General features: G+C 71.5%; 19 protein-coding genes and 1 pseudogene. 5 read left to right on the plus strand and 15 right to left on the minus strand.

Features of this window, described 5'->3' with window-relative positions; all coding sequences use genetic code 11:
• The 3 genes and pseudogenes from VF697_RS16325 to VF697_RS16335 all read left to right on the plus strand — a co-directional run.
• Positions 1 to 185: pseudogene (locus VF697_RS16325) on the plus strand (ATP-dependent helicase); the annotation flags it as partial.
• A 112-nt stretch (positions 186 to 297) separates the two neighbouring features.
• Entirely contained in the window at positions 298 to 1716 is a 1419-nt protein-coding gene (locus tag VF697_RS16330) for a YhjD/YihY/BrkB family envelope integrity protein (RefSeq protein ID WP_331095997.1), read from the plus strand.
• Positions 1717 to 1840: 124 nt separating this feature from the next.
• A complete protein-coding gene (locus VF697_RS16335) occupies positions 1841 to 2182 on the plus strand; it encodes an HU family DNA-binding protein (protein ID WP_331095999.1) in 342 nt (113 codons plus the stop codon).
• Positions 2183 to 2189: 7 nt separating this feature from the next.
• Here the strand turns inward: VF697_RS16335 and sctV are convergent, their stop codons facing one another.
• The 11 genes from sctV to VF697_RS16390 form a co-directional block, all read right to left on the minus strand.
• Entirely contained in the window at positions 2190 to 4280 is a 2091-nt protein-coding gene (gene sctV / locus VF697_RS16340) for a type III secretion system export apparatus subunit SctV (protein ID WP_331096001.1), read from the minus strand.
• On the minus strand, positions 4277 to 5323 hold the full coding sequence (locus tag VF697_RS16345; RefSeq protein ID WP_331096003.1) for an EscU/YscU/HrcU family type III secretion system export apparatus switch protein: 1047 nt from the start codon (positions 5321 to 5323) through the stop codon (positions 4277 to 4279). The genes sctV and VF697_RS16345 overlap by 4 nt, the downstream gene beginning before the upstream one ends.
• Positions 5320 to 6114 carry a flagellar biosynthetic protein FliR gene (locus tag VF697_RS16350; protein ID WP_331096004.1) on the minus strand — a complete coding sequence of 265 codons (795 nt, stop codon included), beginning with the start codon at positions 6112 to 6114 and terminating at the stop codon, positions 5320 to 5322. Before VF697_RS16350 ends, VF697_RS16345 begins: the two co-directional genes overlap by 4 nt.
• On the minus strand, positions 6111 to 6380 hold the full coding sequence (locus VF697_RS16355) for a flagellar biosynthetic protein FliQ (RefSeq protein WP_331096006.1): 270 nt from the start codon (positions 6378 to 6380) through the stop codon (positions 6111 to 6113). The genes VF697_RS16350 and VF697_RS16355 overlap by 4 nt, the downstream gene beginning before the upstream one ends.
• A gap of 4 nt (positions 6381 to 6384) precedes the next feature.
• The gene (gene sctR / locus VF697_RS16360; RefSeq protein WP_331096009.1) at positions 6385 to 7110 is read right to left on the minus strand and encodes a type III secretion system export apparatus subunit SctR; all 726 of its coding nucleotides are present in this window, start codon (positions 7108 to 7110) and stop codon (positions 6385 to 6387) included.
• The gene (locus VF697_RS16365; RefSeq protein ID WP_331096011.1) at positions 7107 to 7508 is read right to left on the minus strand and encodes a flagellar biosynthetic protein FliO; all 402 of its coding nucleotides are present in this window, start codon (positions 7506 to 7508) and stop codon (positions 7107 to 7109) included. Before VF697_RS16365 ends, sctR begins: the two co-directional genes overlap by 4 nt.
• An 8-nt stretch (positions 7509 to 7516) precedes the next feature.
• A complete protein-coding gene (sctQ, locus tag VF697_RS16370; protein WP_331096013.1) occupies positions 7517 to 8671 on the minus strand; it encodes a type III secretion system cytoplasmic ring protein SctQ in 1155 nt (384 codons plus the stop codon).
• 114 nt (positions 8672 to 8785) lie between these two features.
• Positions 8786 to 9277, minus strand: a complete 492-nt coding sequence (locus VF697_RS16375) for a hypothetical protein (RefSeq protein ID WP_331096015.1) — start codon at positions 9275 to 9277, stop codon at positions 8786 to 8788.
• Positions 9278 to 9296: 19 nt separating this feature from the next.
• Positions 9297 to 10091 (minus strand): flagellar M-ring protein FliF, encoded by a 795-nt coding sequence (locus tag VF697_RS16380; protein ID WP_331096017.1) that lies wholly within the window; start codon positions 10089 to 10091, stop codon positions 9297 to 9299.
• A 9-nt stretch (positions 10092 to 10100) separates the two neighbouring features.
• The gene (locus tag VF697_RS16385; RefSeq protein WP_331096019.1) at positions 10101 to 10598 is read right to left on the minus strand and encodes an ATP-dependent helicase HrpB; all 498 of its coding nucleotides are present in this window, start codon (positions 10596 to 10598) and stop codon (positions 10101 to 10103) included.
• 12 nt (positions 10599 to 10610) lie between these two features.
• On the minus strand, positions 10611 to 11090 hold the full coding sequence (locus VF697_RS16390) for a hypothetical protein (protein WP_331096020.1): 480 nt from the start codon (positions 11088 to 11090) through the stop codon (positions 10611 to 10613).
• 234 nt (positions 11091 to 11324) lie between these two features.
• On the opposite strand from VF697_RS16390, the gene VF697_RS16395 reads away from it, so the two are divergent.
• Positions 11325 to 11651 (plus strand): PilZ domain-containing protein, encoded by a 327-nt coding sequence (locus tag VF697_RS16395; protein ID WP_331096022.1) that lies wholly within the window; start codon positions 11325 to 11327, stop codon positions 11649 to 11651.
• A gap of 33 nt (positions 11652 to 11684) precedes the next feature.
• Here the strand turns inward: VF697_RS16395 and VF697_RS16400 are convergent, their stop codons facing one another.
• The 3 genes from VF697_RS16400 to VF697_RS16410 all read right to left on the minus strand — a co-directional run bounded on the left by VF697_RS16400 (position 11685) and on the right by VF697_RS16410 (position 18432).
• Positions 11685 to 12074, minus strand: a complete 390-nt coding sequence (locus tag VF697_RS16400) for a response regulator (RefSeq protein WP_331096032.1) — start codon at positions 12072 to 12074, stop codon at positions 11685 to 11687.
• A gap of 5 nt (positions 12075 to 12079) precedes the next feature.
• Positions 12080 to 14641 carry an ABC transporter permease gene (locus tag VF697_RS16405; RefSeq protein WP_331096024.1) on the minus strand — a complete coding sequence of 854 codons (2562 nt, stop codon included), beginning with the start codon at positions 14639 to 14641 and terminating at the stop codon, positions 12080 to 12082.
• Positions 14642 to 14718: 77 nt separating this feature from the next.
• Positions 14719 to 18432, minus strand: a complete 3714-nt coding sequence (locus VF697_RS16410) for a fused MFS/spermidine synthase (RefSeq protein ID WP_331096026.1) — start codon at positions 18430 to 18432, stop codon at positions 14719 to 14721.
• Between the two features lie 180 nt (positions 18433 to 18612).
• Here VF697_RS16410 and VF697_RS16415 point away from each other — a divergent pair, with 180 nt between their 5' ends.
• A complete protein-coding gene (locus tag VF697_RS16415; protein WP_331096028.1) occupies positions 18613 to 20307 on the plus strand; it encodes a DUF885 domain-containing protein in 1695 nt (564 codons plus the stop codon).
• On the opposite strand, the gene VF697_RS16420 is transcribed toward VF697_RS16415, so the two are convergent.
• Positions 20288 to 20737 carry an inorganic diphosphatase gene (locus VF697_RS16420; protein WP_331096030.1) on the minus strand — a complete coding sequence of 150 codons (450 nt, stop codon included), beginning with the start codon at positions 20735 to 20737 and terminating at the stop codon, positions 20288 to 20290. The genes VF697_RS16415 and VF697_RS16420 overlap by 20 nt on opposite strands.
• Positions 20738 to 21001 lie beyond the last annotated feature (264 nt).

The raw sequence follows: 21001 nt of genomic DNA on the forward strand, positions 1-21001 counted from the left end.
ACCGGGACCGCAACCGGGGTGGCGGCGAGCAGCGTCGGCCTGAGCAGCGCGAGGGGCGTGGAGGACAGCAGCCCCAGCAGCAGCAACAGCAGGCTCAGTCCGGTGGTGGCGAGCAGGCGCAGTCCACCGGCGGCACCCCACCGACGTCCTCGGGCGGCGGCAACGAGTCCGGCGGCAATAGCTGAACACGGCCGGCCCTCTCTCGACTGAGAGGGCCCCGGGAGGGGGGGTGACGGACCCAATCACCCTCCCCCACTGGCCGAGCCTCCCTGGCATTGGCTAGCCTGGGCCCACCGGATGCGGTCCTTCTCCCCCCTCTTTCTTCAGCGACTGCGGGCCCACGCACTCGAGTGGGCCCATCGCACCTGGGCCCCGCTGTCGCGGACGCGGACCGGCCGGTTCGCGGCGGACACGGTGCTGGCGGTGCGCACCCTGGCGCGAGGCTTCCAGGGCGAGAACATCCGCCTGAGGGCCGCGGCGCTCACCTACATCAGCGTCTTCTCGCTGATTCCCCTGCTGACGGTGGTGCTGGCACTGCTGGGGGCCTACCACCAACAGGCCTTCCAGGAGCGCCTCCGGGAGCTCATCTTCGCGGTGCTCGCCCCCGGCGTGCGCGAGGAGTCGGCGGCCTTCCTCGAGCGCTTCCTGGAGCCGGGCCACACGACGGCCATCGGGAGCGCGGGCTTCCTCGGTCTGCTCCTCTCGGCGGGCTCGCTGCTGCAGAACATCGACGTCTCGCTGAACGAGATCTGGGGCGTGAAGAACCAACGCCCCTGGCTGGTCCGCACCCTCACCTACGCGGGGCTGCTGCTGCTGGGGCCGCTGATGCTGGCCATGTCGTTCGCGGGGACGGGCGTGGTGCGCTCCTTCCTCGAGGGCACCCACACCCCCTTCGTCCTGGGCCTCTTCGAGCTGCTGTTCGGCGCCCTGTCTCCCCTCTCGGCGGTGGGAGGGCTCACCCTGCTCTACTACGTGACGCCCAACACGCACCTGCGCCTCCGCTCGGCACTGGCGGGCGGACTGGTGGCGGGCGCGGCGTGGCACATCGCGCGGCAGGTGTACACGGGGGCCGCCGCGTACAGCTTCCGCCACAACCCGCTCTACGCCTCGCTGGGCGCCCTGCCCATGTTCCTCGCGTGGCTGTACGTGGACTGGCTCCTCATCCTCATTGGCGCCCGGCTCTCCTACGTGGTGGAGCACGCCACCTTCCGGGACTCGCTGTGGGCCTTCGGGGCCCACCCCCGGGCGAGAGATCTGGTGGGCGCGCGGATAGCGCAGGAGACGTCGCTGGTGTGGTTCGACGGAGGGACGCCTCCGCTGCCCCGAGACCTGGCCCTGCGCCTCCGGGTCGCCGAGTCGCTCGTCCACGAGGTGGTGGACGACATGGAGCGGGCGGGCCTCATCGAGCGCCATCGACGCGGAGGCATCCTGCCGGCCCGCCCACCGGCCGAGCTGACGCTGGCCGACGTGACGCTCGCGGTCCACGGCGTCTACAACCCCTCCGAGCCCGCGGCGCCCAACACCCCCCGAGCCCCCGGCTTCGAGCCGGTGGACGCCTTCTTCAGCGAGGCGGACCGCTCCGGCCTCGACGTGCTGCGCCGGACCCGGTGGCTGGACCTCGCCATCCTGGTGCGCCCCGGGCTCGCGACGGTGGAGACGGAGGCCGCCGCGGCCCCAGTCCCAGGCCCGGCCGTGACGGGAAGCGGAAATCCGTAACGTTTCTGGGAGGTTGGCCGCCCTCGTGGCTTGCGCGTGGGATTCGTTCTGTTATCTTTTCGGGATTCGACCACGGGCCACGCGCCCTGTTTCCGAGGGGTTACGCGGTTTGCGGGAGCGAGCGATGCTCAAGTCCGATCTGATCAACGTCCTCGTCGGCAAGAAGGGGATGACCCAGAAACAGGCCGAGGCCACGGTCGAGACGATCTTCGAGTCCATGAAGGAGGCGCTCTGCCGCGGGGAGAACATCGAGATCCGCGGCCTGGGCGCCTTCCATGTGAAGAACTACCAGGGCTACCAGGGCCGTAATCCCAAGACGGGGCAGATCATCCCCGTGAAGCCCAAGCGGGGCCTGCTCTTCCGCACGGGCAAGGAGCTGCGCGACCGGGTCAACCGGCCCGCGCCCCAGACGCCTCAGTCCGACATCTCCTTCGATCCCAAGAGCGGCAGCGGCACCAACTACTAGCCGCCGCTCAGCGCCCCATGGGCACGGGTGACAGCCGCCCCAGCGGGCGGATCTGCAGGTTCATGTCCAGTTCGCCGTAGGTGAGCACCGCGACGTCCGGAAAGGCGCCCTCGCACAGCTTGCGCAGGGTCCGCCGGACATCCGGCGCGGTGAGCAGCACGGTCTGCCCGCCCCCCGTGGCGACGCGCTTCACCCCCTCCAGGATCTCCACCACCCGCTCGGGCGAGGGCGCCGGCCCGCGAGGTCCCGAGGAGCGCAGCGTCTCCTCGATCTCCGGATCCACGAGGTAGGCGAAGAGCGGCCCGGACGGGGCGAACTTGTGGCTCAGGTAGCGGTAGAGCGCCTGACGGCAGCGCTCGGCCAGGGCCGTGGCATCCCCCTCGGTGGTGGGCGCCACCAGCGCCTCGAGGATGGCACGCAGGTTCCGGATGCTCACCTGCTCCTCCACGAGCTTGCGCAGCACCTCGGTGAGCAGCGGCAGCGGGACCTTCTGGAGCGCCTCCTTCACCAGCGTGGGCGCCTGCGACTCGAGCCCGTCCAGCAGCCCCTGCACCTCCTGGAGACCCAGGAGTCCCGCAGCGCGGGCCCGGACAAGGCTCCGCAGGTGCTCGGCGATGAGCTCTCCCGGGCGCCGCACCCCGACCTGAGCCATCTCCAGGCGCGCGCGTCCCTCCTCCGACACGCGGCTGATGGGCTTGCCGGTGGACGGGTCCACCACGGGCTCCGCCTTCAGCTCCAGGAAGGCCAGCTCCTCCGGCTGTGCCAGCGCGTAGAGCGCCCCGGGCACCACCTGCCCCATCCCCGCGGGCACCTCGTCCACGAGAATGCGGTAGGTGCCCGCTGACAGGTACGCGGCCTCGGTCCGGACCCGGATGCCCGGGACGCGCACGCCGAGCTCGTAGAAGACCTCGTCCCGCACCCGGTTGAGCATCTGGTGCACGAAGGCACCTCCCTGCTCCTGTGCCATCGGGGTGAGGTCCGGCGCGAGGTCCAACGTCAGCGGAGCCACGCCCACTGGAGCCACCGTGCTCTCCGGGGGTGCCCCCGGCCCAGTTGGAGCGGCGACGCCCGCCTCGGGCTTGCCCTCCGCCTGGGCCGCGGCGGCGTCTTCTTCCTTGGCGGCGGCCTTCACGTACTCGAGGCCATGCGCGAGTCCACCCAGGGCCGCGCCCAACCCGAGGAACGTCAGGAGCGGCATCCCCGGCATCGCGGCGAGGGCCACGCAGAGCCCGGCCACCACCCAGAGCGCCTTGGCCTCGCCAAAGAGCTGCGCGCCGATCTCCGAGCCGAGCGAGTCATCCTCCTTCTCGGAGGCCACGCGCGTGACGACGAGGCCCGCCGCCACGGCGATGCACAGCGAGGGAATCTGCGACACCAGACCATCACCGATGGAGATGAGGGCGTAGGTGGAGGCCGCCTCGGCCAGCGTCATCCCGTTCTGCAGGACGCCGATGCAGATGCCGCCCAGGAGGTTCACCGCGACGATGACCAGGCCGGCGATGACATCCCCCTTCACGAACTTCATCGCGCCATCCATGGCGCCGAACATCTGGGACTCGCGCTCCAGGTTGCGTCGCCGACGGCGGGCCTGCGCCTGGTCAATGGCGCCCGCGCGCAGGTCCGCGTCGATGGACATCTGCTTGCCCGGCATCGCGTCCAGGGTGAAGCGCGCGGAGACCTCGGCCACGCGCTCGGCGCCCTTCGCCACCACGAGGAATTGCACCAGCGTGAGGATGGCGAAGATGACCGCGCCGACGACGTAGTCACCCCGCACCACGAACTCACCAAACGCCTGGATGATCTCCCCCGCGTGCCCCTCCGCGAGCGCCAGCCGCGTGGACGACACGTTGAGCGCGAGCCGGAAGAGCGTGGTGAAGAGCAGCAGCGTCGGGAAGGACGTCACCTTCAGCGCATCCCGGGCGTAGAGCGCCGCCACCAGCAGCGCCACCGCCGCCGCCAGGTTGATGGCCAGCCCCAGGTCCAGCAGCCAGGGAGGCAGCGGGATGATGAGCGCACCGAGCACCGCGGCCATCGCTACCGCGAGCACCACATCCGAGGACTTCCGAGCCCTCAGGAGAATCTTCACCAGTTGGTTCATGACGTCTTCCTCCGTGGATGGTCGTCCACGTCCTGCGACTCCTGCGCGACCCGGAGGACCGCCGCGGCGGCCTGGTACAGCTCCTCGGGGATCTCCTCCCCGACGTCGTAATGGACGAGGCTGCGCGCCAGCGGCACGTCCCGGACCACCGGGATTCCGAGGCGTTCGGCCTCGCGCCGCAGTGCGAGAGCGTCCACCTCGCGCCCCTTGGCGACGAGGTAGGGCGCCTCACACTCTTGCGTGGTGTAGCGGAGCGCGACCGCGATGTGCGTAGGGTTGACGACCACGACACTCGCCTTCTGCACTCCGCGTGCCGGGCCTCCCGCCGCCAACTGGCGGTGCAGTGCCTTGCGTTGGCTCTTGTGATGCGGATCGCCCTCGCTCTCCTTGTGCTCCCGCTTCACCTCCTCGCGCGTCATCATCAGGTCCTTCACGTGACGCCGACGCGCGAGCGCGTAGTCCCCCACGCCCAGCACCACCAGGACACACGCGAGCCGGGTGACGAGCGGCTCGAGCCGTCCCACGACATGCTCCAGCCCCAGCGTCCCCTCCAGCCACGCCGTGCGGAGGACGTCCGGTCCGGCCTCCACGGCCGCGCTCCAGACGAGCCACACCACCACCGCGGCCACGAGCAGCGCCTTGCCCACCTCGATGAGCGGCTTCACGCTGAAGAGCTTCTTCAAGCCCTCCGCGGGATTGATGCGCTCGAGCTTCGGCATCACATGGTCCGCGTTCAGCTCGAAGCCCACCATGGCCACGGACACCCCCAGGGACGCCAGCAGTGCACCCCCGAGCGCGGGAGCCGCCAGGAGCGCCATCATCCGCCCCGTCTCCTCCAAGGCCCCGGTGGGCTCCTGGTAGAGCATCAGCCGGGCCGTCCAGTCCTTCAGCCGCGCGAAGCCCGCGCCCGCTGAAGCGGTGAGGCCGAGCACGCCCCCGAGCGTCACCGCGCTGGAGGAGAGGAGCCGGCTGCGGGGAATCTGCCCCTTCCGGCGTGCGTCGCGCAGGCGCTTCGCCGAGGGTTGTTCCGTCTTCTCGCTCATCGCGCCACCTCCCCCAGCCGCAGCAACGCGGCGTCCACCGAGAGGAAGCTCGTGAGCAGTCGCTCACAGAGGATGCCCACGCCGAGCCACAGCAACGCCCCTCCGGCGAGGATGCGCAGGGGTGCGCCCACCTCCTGGAGGTTCACCTGGGGCGCGGCGCGCGACACCATGCCCAGCAGGCAGTCCACCGCCATCACCGCCGCCGCGACAGGCGCCCCCACCGCGAGGCCCGTGGCCATCGCCCCCCCTGCGAGCCCCACCACGTGCATCACCGCCGCTTCGGTGGGCACATACGCGCCGAGCCGCACCCACCCGAAGCCACGCACCAACCCCGAGAGGACGACGGGCATCAAGCCGCCCGTCACCACCAGCCCGACGAGGAGCTGGTAGAGCGCGTCCCCCGTGGCCGACTCGCGCGTCCCGGCCACGGGCAGGCTCGCCTCCGCCGAGGTGCCTCGAAAGAGGTCGATGAAGCGCCCGCCCATCCGCGCCGCATCGAAGGGCAGCGCCGCCACCAGCCCCACGGAGGTGCCGTAGGTGAGCTCCTTCATCGCCAGCGCGGCCAGTTGCAGCGGCGTCTCCACGGGCGTCGGCAGGGCCACTCCCGCCCCATGGTGCAGGAAGAGCGCGAGGCTCAGCACCAGGGCGAGCTTCACCGTCGTCGGAGCCGCCTGGCCTCCGAGCAGCGGGCAGAGGAAGGCCACCGGCAGCAGGCGCGCGGAGCACAGGGCCACCGCCACCACACTCGGCCCCAGCAGGTCGAACTGCGCGCCGAGGAGCTCGGGATTCATCCCCCCACCTCCGCGATGACCATCAGGACTTGATGTGCGAACAGGGTGAGCTGGCCGGCGATCCACGGCCCGGCCAGCACCAGCGCCAGCACCGCCGCACACAGCTTGGGCACCACCGTGAGGGTGCTCTCCTGGAGCTGCGTGGTGGCCTGGAAGAGGCTCATCAGGAAGCCCACCACCAGGCTGGCCCCGACGGGCGGCAGGGAGGCGAGGACCATCAGGAGCAGCGCCTCTCGGCCGAGGGAGAGCAGGACGTCATGGGTCATGGCATCACCGGTAGCCGAGGATCAGGCCGCGGGCGAGCAGCGACCAGCCGTCCACGGCGACGAAGAGGAGGATCTTGAAGGGCAGGCTCACCTGGCTCGGAGACAGCGACTGCATCCCGAGGGCGAGCAGGACGTTGGCGATGACCATGTCCAGCACCAGGAACGGGAGGAAGACGAGGAAGCCGATCTGGAACGCCTCCTTCAGCTCGGTGATGACGAACGCCGGGATGACCACGAAGAGGTCCTCCTCGTGGACCTGCTCGGCCTCCTCCGGCGGCCGCAGCTCGCGCGCGAGGTCCAGGAAGCGGGCCCGCTCCTCCGCACTGCCATGCTTCACGAGGAAGCCACGCAGGGGCTCGGTCACCTTGCCCGCGGCGCTGAGGATCTGCGCACCGGAGTGGGTGTCCTCGTAGACCACCTGCCCCACGTCGTACATGCGCTCCATCACCGGCGCCATGATGTGCCCCGTCAGCACCGCGGCGAGCCCGGTGAGGACGATCGTGGGCGGCGCCTGCTGCGTCCCCATCGCCGAGCGCGCCAGCGACAGCACCACGGCGATCTTCGAGAAGCTGGTCAGCATCAGCACCGCGAAGGGCAGCAGCGACATCAGCGCCAGCATCCCCATCATCGACAGCGGGCTGCCAGCGAAGGACAGCTGGGAGAACGACGGCTCCACCGCCGAGGCCAGCCCCGGCATGAGGACGCTCAGGACGAGCAACCCGCGGCTCATGACAGGGTCTCCTTCGCGGGCAGGTGAGCCACCGCGCGCTGGGTCCGCGTCTTCACTCGCTTGGGAGCCCGCGCCCGGCGGATCTCCGCGAAGGAGTCCCCATAGGCCACGAGGTAGCGGCCCCCATCCACCTCCACCAGTGCCAGGCCGCAGCGCTGGGACAGGCCCGTCCGGGACACCACCCGCATGCGCTCGGTGAGCGTGAAGCGGGACTCGGCCCGGCCACGTCGCACCAGCCACCCGCCGAGGCCCGCCAGCGCCGCCGCCCCCAACAACCCCCGGGCCACCGACGTCGCCGACATGCCCCCGAGCGGCGCGAGCGCGGCCAATCCCAGGATGAGGCCACACGCCAGGAGGAGCCTGGTCCTCGGAGACGTGGAATCGAGCACGGTCCCCATGGGCGCGCTCACGGAACCAGGGTGAGGATGCGGGCCCCCACCTCTCCTTCGATGTCCACGAGCTCCGCCCTCGCCACCACCCGGTCCCCCACGCGCAGCAGCACCGGCTCGCTCGCGTTGATGCGCAGCGGCAGCAGCGCCCCCGGCTTGAGCCCCGCCAGCTCCGAGAGCGACAACGACAGCCGCGTCAGCTCGATCTCCACGTCCACCGGCAGCGGGGGCATCCCCTCGCTCCGCTCGTTCACGTTCGCCATGTCCGACTCCTGGAAAAGTCCGCGCCTGTGCGCGCGGTTCAGCGAGAAACCCTCGGGGCCGAAGTCACCGGCCAGCTCGAAGCCCCGCAGCACGAGGAGCCCCATCCCGAGCAGCCGCTCTCCCTCCCGGCGCACCCCCTCGAAGAGGACGACATCCCCTATCGCCAGAGACGCCAGCGCCTCGCGCGGCAGCGACGTGTGCCCCATGAAGCAGCGCGCTCCCAACCGCGCCGCCAGCACCTCAGGGGCAATCTCCGGGTCGTGCTCCGCCGGGAGGTCCTTCAGTGCCCCCTCGAGGACCACCGCGGGCAGCAGCAGCCTCCCACCCGCCGTCGTCCCTCCCACCGACACCGTCAGCTCCACGCCCAGGTGACGCTGCCGGGCATCGAGGCGGGCCAGCGCCTCCGTGCGATTCATCGTCACCCCCGTCAGGCGCGGGCCGAACCGTCGCTGCAACTCGTCCTGCCCGCGCAGCGCATACAGCGCCGACAGGCCCAGGAAGGCGAAGGAGGCCTCCTCCAGCCGCGTCAGCCCCGTGAGGGGGCCGGGCTTCGTCCCCGCTCCGGCCAGGCGCTCCAGCGCCGCGAAGAGCACCGGCGGCTCCAACTCCAGCACCGCCGTCCCTCCCGCGGCCGACAGGTCCACCAAGGCGAAGGCCGCCGTGTGCGCCAGCCCCGTCGCCGGCATCACCACCGCCTCCAGCAGCCGTGCCTCCGCCCGGACGGGACACCCCAGCTCCTTGCCGAGCGAGTCGCACACCAGTTGGAGCGCCTGCCTCGCGAGGCGTACGACTCGCGGCCGCTCGTTCAGGGTCATGTGGGCGCGCGACAGCCGGCGTGTGCCGAGCCGGCGCAGCCGCATCGGCTTCAACGTCGTGGACCGGGGGGGATCTTCAAGAGGACTTTGCATGGTTCGCTCCGTGCTGCGGACGAGCCGCTCCTGTTCACGGCCGATGCCAACGGCCGCGCATGCGAAATCGAGGGGTTGGATGTCAGGGGGAGTCCGAGACCGGGACGGGGGGTCTCAGCGCGTGGCTTCTCGGATGAGCCGCTCGGCCAGCGCGCACACCGCCGGGGTCGCCGCCGCGTCGGGCGGCTCCACCCGGCGCTCCGGAAAGAGGCTCCGGTGGTAGGGCGGCAGCCTCCGGAAAAGCTCCCGCCGCAGCACCTCCGGTACTTCCTCCATCACCGACTTCAGTCGCACCGCGGCATCCGGCCGCACGCCGAACTCCACCGCCACCCGCGCCTGCCTCTGTGCCGAGGAGAGCGCGGCGAACCCCTCCAGGAGCGCCTTCGCCTGCCGTGCCTCGGGCTCCCTCAAGCCGTCGAGCAGTTCCTTCGCCTGCCCCTTCCCGAAGACCAGGGCCACCAGGGCAATCCGCTCCAGGGGCAGGGAGGTCGAAGGTGGGGGCCTCGTCGGCTCCGGACGCGTCGGAGCCCGGACCACCACTGTCTGCACCTGCTCCTGCGTCTTCGCCCCGGGGCGTGGCATCCGGGTGATGCGTGTCACCTCCATGGCTCACCCCTCCGAAGGCTCACGCCACCTTGCGCGCGGGCCCGGGGGTCACCACGGGTCGCGCGGGCGCCGGCGGGGCAGCGGGCCTCTCCTCCGCCTTGGCGCGGTAGTGCCGCAGGCGCAGCGTCATCAGGATCAGCCCCACCGACAGCCCCGTGACGAACAGGGCCAGCACCGCCAGCAGCACCCGCAGCCGCGTCAGCGGAGAGGTGGCCGGCGTGGGGGCCACCACCCGCGTGGACACCTCGTCCACCATCAGCGACACCGACTCGGCGGAGAGCCCCTCCACACCTCCCGCGATGAGCGAGCGCAGCATCTCCCGCGAGCCCTTGATCTGCTCCGCATGGCCCGGCGCCACGCGCAGCATCGCCGAGGCCTTCGAGGGCACCGCCTGCTGCCCGGGCCTCGGCGGCGGAGGCACCACCAGGTGCACCCGCGCGAGGATGACCCCCTCCACCGTCTGGAGCGTCGTCTCCAGGCCCCGCTCCATCACCCGCACCCGGCAGAGCTGCTCCTCCACCGGCGTGCGCACCAACCCGCTCCCGCCGAAGACGTCACAGCCCTCGTCGGCGGCGGGCCTCGGCAGCCCCAGCTCCGCGAGGATCCGCACCGCGTCCGAGGACTGCTCCTCGCTCACCTCGATGGCCCACGTGGGCTTCTTGCCCGCCTCGGGCACCTTGCGCGCGTCGAGCCCTCGCTCGACGAGCACCGTCTGCAACTCGTTGGCCTGGCGCTCGTCCAGGCCGTGTTGGATGCGCTCCCGGCACCCGGTGGCACACAGGAGCAGGACGAAGAGACAGCGTCGGAAGAACATGGGAACTCCTCACACCTGGGTCTGCAACACCTGCTTGATGCCGCCGGTCGCCTTCTCGACGACCTTGCCGGCGAGATCGAGCTCCTGGCTCGCCCGGTACACGTGGGCCTGGAGGGCAATCAGCTCGTTGGGCGTGAATGACTTGCCGGACTGGGCCAGCTCCAGCACGTGGTCCAGCCGCTTCTGCGCCTCGCTCACGCGGTCCAGCATCCGCACCGCCTGCTGCGAGCGCGCGGACTGCACCGAGTCCACCTGCCCCCCGGCCTGGACCTCGGAAGTCCCCGCCGACGCGCGCTCCACGCCCTCCGCCTTGCACGTCCCGCGCGGCGCCTCCGTCCGCTCCGCCGGTGCCGGCCTCGGCGAGCCCTCGGTGGCGACCTGGGGCCCCGGCTGCTTCGCCTGCCCCTTCACCCCCTCCAGCACCTCGCCGAACCGCGCCTTCCCCGAGGGCTCCAGCGCGGGCGTTGCTCCCGCCCCGCCAATCGCCCCCACCTTGTCGATGGCCATGGCTCGCCGCCCCTATCGGATGTTGTTGATGGCCGCTTTGGCCGAGTCGTGGCGGACCTTCATGATGTTGGAGATGGCGTTGTGCGCGCGGCTCTCCGCCTGCATCTCGTTCTGCAGGTTCATGTAGGCCAGGTTCATCTTCGCCCCCTCGGCCTGCATCTCCTTCTGGGCCGCGAGCAGGTCCCACTGCTCCCCCTTGCCCGTGGTGCCCGTCAGGTTCCCCGCCCCACCCGCGCCGCCCACGCCTCCGGGCGTCGGCACCGCCGAGGCACTCCGGATGGACGACGTCGCCCCCGACACCACCGAGCTGACGCTCGACACCGCCGCGCTCACCGCCGAGCCTCCCGGCACCAGCGACGCCACCACCCCGGCTCCCGACCTCACCACCTCCTGCGCCGTGCGCGCGAACACCGTGCCGAAGTCGTTCTGCGGCGTCTGCCGCGCCACGGTGGGGGTGATGGACAGCGAGCCAATCCGATTACCGTTTTCCATGTTGAAGCCTCCTGCGCCTGGGTCTCGCGCTGGGGCTTCTTCAGCCGGCGTGCCAGCCGCCGGGCCGAGTCATCTCGGGCACTTGGCGCAGCCGCTCCCCGCCCCACCCTCCACGCCGCGGAGCGCACGTCCGCGCAGGTGGACGGTGGGGTGGACGGCCTCGGACGAAAAGTTGCGCCCCCTCCAGGCTGCTTCAGAGTGGTAGTCCCCTGTCGCACCCCGAGGAGCTGACCCATGACGCCGTCCAACGCCCCCACCCGTCCCGCCGGGCGCTACCACCCCCGCGTGGAGGCCAATTGGATGGTCAAGGTCCACCTCGGCGAGCGCATCGTGCTCACCAAGGCGCGCGACCTGTCCATGGCCGGCCTGTTCCTGCACGGCCACCCCGCGGACTCGGTCAAGCAGCTCACCTTGACGATTCCCCTGCCCCGGATCGCCGACATCACCACCACGTGCACCATCGTCCGCCGTGAGGCGCTCGGCGTGGCGCTCGAGTTCGACAACCTGGACTGGGACCACATGTTGCTGCTGGCGCGCTACCTCCACCCGCGCCTGCCCTGAGCGGATTGCCGGGTCACCCCGGGCCTCGACGCCTCAGGCGGCCTTGCGCAGCCGATCCACCAGCGCCATCAGCTCCGCGCCCTTGAAGGGCTTCTGGATGTAGCCGTCCGCTCCCGCCAGCGTCGCGCTCTCCATGTCTGACTTCTTGGACTTGGCGGTGAGCATGTAGACAGGCACCTTCGACGTCGTCGGATCGCTCTTGAGCATCCGGCACACCGAGATGCCATCGAGCTGCGGCAGCACCACGTCCATCAGCACGAGCTGGAAGGGGCGGCTCTTGGCCAGCTTCAGGCCCTCGATGCCGTTGGCCGCGCACACCACCTCCACGGCCCCGTCGCTCAACATGGAACGCACGAGCTCGCGGATGACGGGCTCGTCCTCGACCAGGAGGATGTGGAAGGGCTTCTGCGGGTTGGCGACCATGGAATTCACTCGTAGGCGAGCGCTTCCACCACGTTCAAGGTGGCCGCTCGCCGCGCAGGATACAGCCCGGCCAGGATGGCGCACAGGGTAGATGCAACCCCCATCGTCAGCGCCAGCCGGGTGGGAAAAATATAGGCGAAACTCCAACCCGTGGCCTGGCCTCCTACCACCTCGGTGACCAGGACGCCCATCCACAGGCCCGCCAGCGCGCCCATGAGCCCCCCGGACAGGCCGATGAAGGCCGCCTCCCCCACGAAGAGTCGGACGATGTGGGACCGGCTCGCGCCCACCGCTCGCAGCAGGCCAATCTCCCGCGTCCGGTCCAGCACCGCCGCCAGCAGCGTGTTGACCACCCCCAGCAGCGCCAGCAGCACCGCCACCACCTCCATGGCGTAGGAGACGGCGAAGGCATCGTCGATCAGCTCGGTGGCCTCCTGGCGCAGGTCGGCGTTACTCAACACGTAGAGCTGGTGGCGCTCGCCCCAGCGCTCGGTGATGGTGCGGCGCAGCTCGTCCAGCCGCGTGCGGTCCGACAGGTACAGCTCGAAGGTGTCCACCCGGTCGTCCTGGAAGTGGGCCTGGTACACCTCGCGCGAGAGGAAGACGACGCCCTGGTCCGAGGTGTAGTCCACCGCGACGGCGGCCACCGTGTAGGTGCGCGCGCCCGTGGGCGTGGACATTTCGAAGGAGTCCTCCACGTGGAGGTTTCTCCGGCGCGAGAGGTTCTCCGAGACGGTGACGCGCCCTGCCAGCCGCTCCTCGCGCGTGGGCAGGCGCCCCTCGAGGAGCTCGGGCCGCCCGTAGCGCTCGTAGATTTCGGGGATGAGGGAGATGACGTAGGCGCGCAGGCCGAGCACGTCATGCGGCAGCACACGCACCCGGTCCACCTGCGCCACTCCGGGCAGCGCCGCGAGCTCCTCGGCCAGCTCCGGCGCCATGGGCTGGTTGCGGCTGCCGGCGATGCGGGCCGCCGAGGTGATGAAGAGGTCCGCCGGCACCGACTGGTCCAGCCACCGGTGCGAGGCAGCCTGGAAGGAGCCCACGAAGCCCGCGAGGCACACCGACATGGCCACGCCAATGGCCAACGCGGACACCGGCACCGCCGTGCGTCCGGGGGCACGGGCGAAGTTGTCCGCCGCCAGCCGGCCGCTCACGCCGAGCAGCGCCTCGCCCGGGCGCTGGTAGAGGCGCCACAGCCCGCGCAGCGCCAGCGGGGCGAGCAGCGTGGCCCCCATGAGCACGAGGAAGATGGAGAGGTAGCCGCCCACGGGCAGGTTCTCCAGCGGCGTCGGCAGCCACGTGGCCGGGTAGACGAGCAGCAGGCACGCCACCCCGAGCACCGTGGGCAGCGAGCGCATCCGCACCTCCGCCCCCTGGGCCGCGTCCCGGCGCAGCGCCTCCACCGGCGGCACGCTCGAGGCCACCAGTGCCGGACGCAGGGCCGCGAAGCCACTGCCCAGCACCCCAAGCGCCACGCCCAGCCCCAGCTCCAGCGGGCCCACCGTCACGTCCTTCGCGTTCACCTGCACGTAGAGGCTGGAGATGGCCCCGGACACCCAGCCGATGGCGCCTCGGCCGATGAGCACGCCCAGCGGCAGTCCCAGCACCGTGCCACAGCCACCCAGCACCAGCGCCTCCAGCGTGAAGAGGGCGCGGATGCGCAGGCGCGTGGCCCCCAGCGCGCGCAGCGTCCCAATCTCCCGCCGCCGCTGCACCACGCTGATGGCGATGGTGTTGTAGACGAGGAACACCCCCACCAGCAGCGCCACCCCGGAGCCCAGGTTCAGCCCCATCTGGAAGCTGCGCACCATGGTGGCCACCGTCCCCCCGCGGCGCGACGGACGCTCCACCGCGAAGCCGCCCCCCAGCACCGCTCGCAGGCGCTCCTGCACGGCCTCCACGCCCACCGCCGGGTCCACCGCCACGTCGATGCGGTCCAGCACCCGGTCGCGTCCGAAGGCCGCCTGCGCCGAGGCCACGTCCATCACCCCCACCGAGCCGCCGAAGGCCTTCACCGGCCCCGCCTCGCGGATGAGGGCGTGCACCACGAAGTCCTGGGGCCCACTCATGGCGATGAGCTGGAAGGAGTCCCCCACCTTCAACCCGTGCTCGCGCGCGAAGCGCTCCGAGACGAGCATCCGGTCCGTCGAGTTGAGGAACTCCAGGTCGTCCGAGAGCCCGCCGAGGTCCCGGTCCACGCCCTCGTAGGTGCGGAAGTGGCCGTCATCCAGCAGGTCCACGCCCATGACATAGAGGCGCTCGCCCGGAGCGCCCTTCACCGGGACGATCGCCGTCAGGGCCCCCGAGGCATGCGCCACCCCGGGCACCGCGCGCACCCGCTCGAGCACGGACTCCTCGAAGCCCGTCTCCGCGCCCGCCACGGTGAGGTCCGCCTTCCCGGCGATGGCGTCCACCGTGGAGCGGAACGCATCCATCACCGAGCCGTTGATGGACATCACCCCCACCATGGTGGCCACGCCCACGGCCACGCCCAGCACCGTGAGGCCGGTGCGCAGGGGGGAGCCCAGGAAGTGTCGCAGGGAGATGAGTCGGAGCAGCGCGAGCATGTCCGGCCCACCTTACCCGCTCCGACGTGTCCCCGGGTGGACGGGTGCTCGGAGGCCAGGCGGGCAGGCGCGCCCGGTTACGGCTCGGGCATCGACGAGTGGGCGTCCACGTTCGGGGCGGGCGGTGAGAACCCGCGCAGGAAGGCGAGGTTGTCCCTCAACGACTCGTCGTAGGACCGCACGTTGCCCCGCGGGGTGCGGTACTCCAGCAGCAGGTTGTCGTCCGTGGAGACGCGCGCCTCCAGGCGCTGGCCGGAGCCCGTGGCGGAGGCGAGCATCCGGTCCACGTCCTCGGGGCCCAGCACCCTCGATGACCGCAGCAGGTCCTCCGCCCTCGACTCGATGAGGGTGAGGAACGGCTGGAGCGCCGGCGTCTGGTTGATGCGCGCGAGCGTCCCTGAGTCCGGCCCGCAGTCCCACGCACACGCCACCAGCACGCCCTGGTTGCCCACCACGTAGAGCCACACGCGGGGGAACTCCGCGCGCAGCGTGGCGATGACGGAGAGGATGTCCTCGTGGGACAGCCGGTGGAGCTGCACCCACTGTTGCAGCACGCCGCGCTCACTGAGCGCCCGCCGGGCGATGCCGTAGAACTCCCGGTTGTAGAGGTTGGCGGCCCCCGCGAACCAGATGCTCGACACCTCCATGCCGATGAAGTCGTAGGCCCGCGCGGAGAGCAGGAGGAAGTTGCGCCCGTCCGTGACGTGCGTCTTCACCCGGGGCCGGTCCAGCACCCCTCCGTTGACGCTCGGGAAGTGCTCGCGCGCCATGTCCACCATGTCCCGGCTCAGCTCGACGACGTCCAGGTGCTCGAAGCCCGCGTCACTGGCGATGCGCGCGGAGACGCCAGTGCCGAGGCCGATGATGGCCGCGCTCCCGCGCTCGGGCGCGTGGAGCAGGGGCACCAGCGAGAAGGCGACCTGGGCCCGCATCTCCCGGTGCTGGCTGTCGTCGCCCTGGAACTTGCCGTTGGTCAGCATCGTGCGGACCGGCGTGCCATCCGGGTCCGTGGACTCGGCGATCGTCGTCAGACCGCCCTCGACGCTCTCCCGGTGGTCGACCACCCGGCCCCAGCCCTGGGCCTGGAAGTACACGTTGGCCCCCGTGCTCAACGCATCGAGGTCCAGGGACGCCGGCTGGAGCGCCAGCAACTCCAGGGCGAGCGCCGCGGTGACGAGAGGCACCGGGGCCTTCCAGGCCCGTGCGGCCAGCAGTGGCACCGCCCCCAAGAGGAGGCAGGCCACGGCGAGCAGCTGGAGGGTGCGCAGCGAGCCCAGCATGTCCACGAGCACCATTCCGCCCAGGATGGCGCCTACGATGTTGCCCAACGTGTTGAGCGCGGCGGCCCGGCCCATGGCGACCACGCGCGCCCCGGGCCGGCTCGCGCCCACGCACTCCATGGCCAGCGGGTAGATGGCGCCGATGAGGACGGCCGGGGGCACCATCGCCAGACAGCAGACGACGAAGCGGACGAACTCGCGGGCGGCGAAGCCTCGCGCGGGCGGATGGGCACCAAAGCTCGCGAAGTAGCCCGGCACCGCCGCCCAGAGGAAGGAGCCCGCGAGCAGCACCGCCGCCAGCACCAGCTCCAGCAGGGCCAGCCGCTCCAGCACGGCCCGCGTGCTCGCCAGCCAGCGCCGACCGAGCGCGGCTCCCGAGGCCAGCCCCACGAGGAAGGCGAAGACCATCAGCGAGAACGCATAGGCGCTGTTGCCCACCACCACCGCGAGCAGATGGATGTACGTCGTCTCGAGCGCGAAGGTGACGGCCCCGCCCACGCCGAGCAGCACGAGGCCCACGCGCCCCAGGGTGCCCGCGGCAATGGCGGACGCGGATGGCGCCACCACGGGCTCCTCCTCTGGAGCCTCGACCGGTGCCCCCCGAGGCCCTCGGGCGAGCCCCAGGCCCACGAGCGCCACCAGGAGGTTGAGCCCCACGGCGAGCCAGGTGGACAGCCGCACCCCGAACGCGGGCAGCAGCGCGTAGCCCGTGAGCAGCGCGCCGAGCGCGGCCCCGAGGGTGTTGAGGCCATAGAGAAGGCCCACGGCCCGGCCGAGCGACTGCCGCGCGTCGGTGAGATGGCGCGCCAGCAGGGGCATGGAGATGCCCATGAGGAGCGTGGGCGGCAGCAGCAGCCCCAGGGCGAACAACCCCTGCAACGGCATGAGGCCCGCCGAGGACGGAGGCGCCCCCCGCGCGACGAGCACGTAGAGGGCGTGCGCCCCCTCCATCATGAAGGGAGAAATGGCGCACCAGAGGGCGATGCCCCCCTCCACGAGCGCATAGGCCCGCACCGGGTTGGAGACGCGGGCGCCCCACCGGCCGCCGAGCCACGAGCCCAGGGCGATGCCTCCCATGTACGTCGCCAGCACGAGCGTGGAGGCCCGCGAGGTGCTCCCGAAGGCCAGTCCCAGGGACTTGGCGAAGATGACCTCGTAGCAGAGCCCCGCGAAGCCGGAGAGGAAGAACATGGCCCCGATGGCCCACGTCTGGACTCCCGGCACGGCCTCCGGCGCCGGCGCCTCCACCACCTCGGGCACCGGCTCGGTGGCACGCGGGCTTTGCGCGAGGCGCCGCTCCCCCCCCAACGTGCCCGCCACCGTCAGCGCGAACGCCGTCCACGTGCCCAGCGGCGACAGGCACAGCAGCTTGGGTGCGAAGCGCAGCACCAGCAGCCATGCGACCGTGGCGGTGAGGGAGCCCACCAGCACACGGGCGCGGGTGTGGGCGGCCTCCGGCGCGAGCGGCGTCCCCAGGGCGAGCACGGCCAGGGTGAAGGGCAGCGCCACCACCAGGTCCACCGTGTAGTGGAAGCCGAAGCCCAGCGTGGCCAGCAGCGTCAGCCCGAGGAAGGCTCCGAAGAGCCCTCGCACCCACGGGCGCAGTCCCCGGGTGTACCAGAAGGCGATGAGCGCCCACGCGGTGTGCAGCGAGGGCATGCAGTTGCGCGGCTCGAGCGACTCCACCCGCATCAGGGTGGTGGCCAGAAGCGTCTCCAGGGAGAACGTGCCCCGCGCATGCTCGGCCCCGAAGGCGTGGACGGGGCCCACCACGGGGAAGAGCAGGTAGAGGACGTAACCGCCAGCGGCCACCCCCAGGAACGCGCCGAGGGGCGAGGCCTGTCGTCTCGAGGGCGGCTCCCTCCGCAGGGCGCTGAGGACCGGGAACACCAGCGGCAGCGCGCTGTAGACGAGCCCGCAGAGCCGCTCCAGCCAGGGCGTGCGCAGGAAGAGTCGGTACAGCGCCGGCTCCGGGGCCCACCCCAGCGAGACCTCGATGGCCTGGAGCGCCCCGTCCAGCGTGGTGGGGCGCAGCAGGAAGGTGAGGCTGAGGAAGAAGCTCAACAGGGGCACGAAGCCCGCGAGCAGCAGGGCCTCGAACAAGCGCGCCCGCGACTCCCACCGCCGCTCGACAGGGCCCCGGAAGCTCCCGACGGCCAGCGCCCCCAGGGCGAAGAGGCCGAGGAAGACGAGGAAGGGCACCAGGCGCGCCTCCCCGAGGAAGACACACCACGCGACGGCGAACTCGAGCCCTCCCGCCACCACCCACACCAGCGTCTTGCGCGACGGCCGGGTGGCGAGCAGCAACGGCAGCGCCCCCACGATGGCGCTCGCGAAGAAGGGCTGGTCGAGCAGCACGGCGAAGACCCGGTGCGGCAGGTGCCCGACCCCGAGCGCCCCGAGCACCTCGGCCACGAGGAGGACCAGCCCCATCCCGAGCAGCAGGCCCCGCAGACGCAGGGCGCTGGCCTGCCACGAGGCGGTGGAATCCGGGGGAGCGGGGGGGGACATGCGCGCAGTCTAGCCCGGGAGATTCCAGGGGCAGAAGCAAGGGGGCAAGCTCTGTCGGGCCCCCCCGCGCGACCCCTTCTCCAGCGCGGGGTCCGCATCGGTCCCAATGTCACCCTCTGTCCGCTCGACACAGTGGAGACGTTCACCATTCCCGGGAGCAATGACTAGCTTCAGGAGGTGATGAACCCGGCCCCTCCGCCCAGCCTCGACGCCTTCGTCCGACTCCGCGCCGCGTTCTTCGCGCGCTACCTCCAGACGCAGCCCGAGGAGGCCACCACCCTCGGGCTCCACCACCTGGACGATCGGCTGAAGGACCTCTCCCCTTCCGCGCTCGGCGACGAGTACGCCTTCCACCGCGACGTCCTCGCGCAGCTCGAACAACTGCCTCCCGAGGCGCTCCCCCCGGACGCCCAGCTCGATCGGCTGGCGATGCTCGGCGTCACCCGCTTCCACGTCCACGCCTACGAGGACCTGCACAGCCACCGGCGGAATGTCGAGCTGTCGACCTACCCGCACACGATGTTGCAGTACCAGATTGGCCAGGCCGAGACGGCCGAGGACTGGTCCGCCATCGCCAGCCGGGCCGCGCGCATCCCCACCTTCCTCCGCCAGCAGGAGCAGCTCCTCGCCGAGGGGCTCGCCACGGGCGAGGTGCCGGACGTCCACATCGTCCAGGACTTCGAGGAGGACCACCTCCCCGTCATCGTGCGCTACTTCGACCACCTCCCGGCCCTTCCCGGAGCGCACCAGGTGAAGCTCTCGGGCTCCGAGTCCCGGGCCCTGCAACAGGCCTCCTGGGACGCCCGCGAGGCCTTCGCCACCCACCGCCAGTTCCTCCGCGAGCGCGTGCTGCCCCACGCGCGCCCGGGTGTGGTGCTCGGTGAGGACGAGTACCGGTGGCGGCTCCAGCACACCTTCGGCCTCACCGCCTCGCCCGAGGAGCTGGTGCGCCAGGCCGAGGACGTGCTCGCCCGGGCCCAGGCGTCCATCGTCCAGCTCGCCGGCCAGCTCGGCGCGCCCCTCTCCAACCTCGCCGAGGCCCGCGCGCTCCTCGCCCAACTGGAGACGGAGAACCCCGCTCGGGACGAGGACGTCATTCCCTTCTACCGGGGGCTCATCCAGCGCGCCGAGCTCTTCATCCACGAGCAGGGCATGTTCAACGTGCCCGCCGGCTACCGGCTGGGCCTGAAGTACCTGCCCCCGGGCATGGTGGACGTGCGAGGCACCAACTGGCCCGCGCCGCTGCTCGACTCGCGCAAGGTGGGCTGGTTCGTGCTGGCCCCCATGGCGGCGGCCCACCCCTCCGTCTGGGCGGCGCTGCTCGCGGTGCACGAGGGCATCCCCGGCCACTTCCTGCAGAGCGTCGCCTGGCAGCGCGGCTTCTCCCAGCACCCGGCCCCGGTGCGCTTCCTCCTGGTGACGGACCACGTGGCCATGGCGCGCGGCCACTTCGGCCCCATGCTCAACATCGAGGGCTACGCCACCTACGCCGAGGAGCGGATGCGGCGCGCGGGCTTCTACTCCGCCCCCGAGGCCCTCACCGCGCTGGTGGCCCGGGCGCTGCGCGCGGTGCGCGTGGTGGTGGACATCGGCCTCCACACCCGGCGCCTGAGTGACGAGGAGGCGGTGCGCTACCTCGTGCACCACGCCTGCATGCCGGAGCCCAACGCCCGGCGCGAGGTGCTGCGCTACAAGCGCATCCCCCTGCAGGCCATCACCTACCTGCTCGGCGCGCTCGAGTTCGAGCGGTTGGAGGCGGACTGCCGGCGCGAGCGGGGGAATCGCTTCGACGAGGCCGCCTTCCACGACGAGCTCTTCTCGTTTGGCCCCGTGCCCCCCGCGCTCCTGCGGCGCTTCATGCTGGCCGCGCCGTGAAGTCCGCGAGCCAGCCCAGGTAGCGCGTGTCGCCCCCGCCCTGGCCTCGCACGAGGTGCAGGCCGCGCTTGAAGAGGGCGTAGGTGCGGAAGAAGGCCGCGAGCCCCGCCCGGTCCACCGCCCGCAGGGGCCGGGTGCTGCAGATGACCTTGGGGTCGGCGCACCCCGCGTCGAGGAACTTGATGACGCCCACCACGGGGACACGCACCCGCTCGCCCCGGCGCAGGCGAGGGCCGAGCACCACCACGTCCAGCGGATCCCCATCTCCGGATGGCAGCCCGGGGATGCAGCCGTAGTTGTAGGGACACGGCAGGGGGGAGATGAAGTCCACGCTCCCATCCGCCCGCCGCTTCACCACGGACCAGCGGGGAGACTCGACGAGGACCTCGGGCTCGTGCGGCAGCTCCGGCGGAAGAGCGAAATCGGACACCCGGGCTGTCTACCACGAGAAGCCCCCCTTGCCTGTCCGACGTCCGTCCATGAGGGAACGCTCGGGATGGAAGCTGCTCCACACAACGCCCGAGGCTCTGTGAACCCGGGCACGTCGGCATCCCTGGAAAGTTTGGCCACCCCTGGCTCCAGCCCGGGCGCCTCCCCACCTCATCTCCTCGGGCGGGAAAGGAGCGTGCGATGCGGGGGCGATGGGGACTTCTCGGCCTACTGGCCTTGGCGGCGTGTACGGGGGTGGAGGACG

Origin of the sequence: Archangium sp. (assembly GCF_036388035.1) — a bacterium.
Lineage (GTDB): Bacteria > Myxococcota > Myxococcia > Myxococcales > Myxococcaceae > Archangium.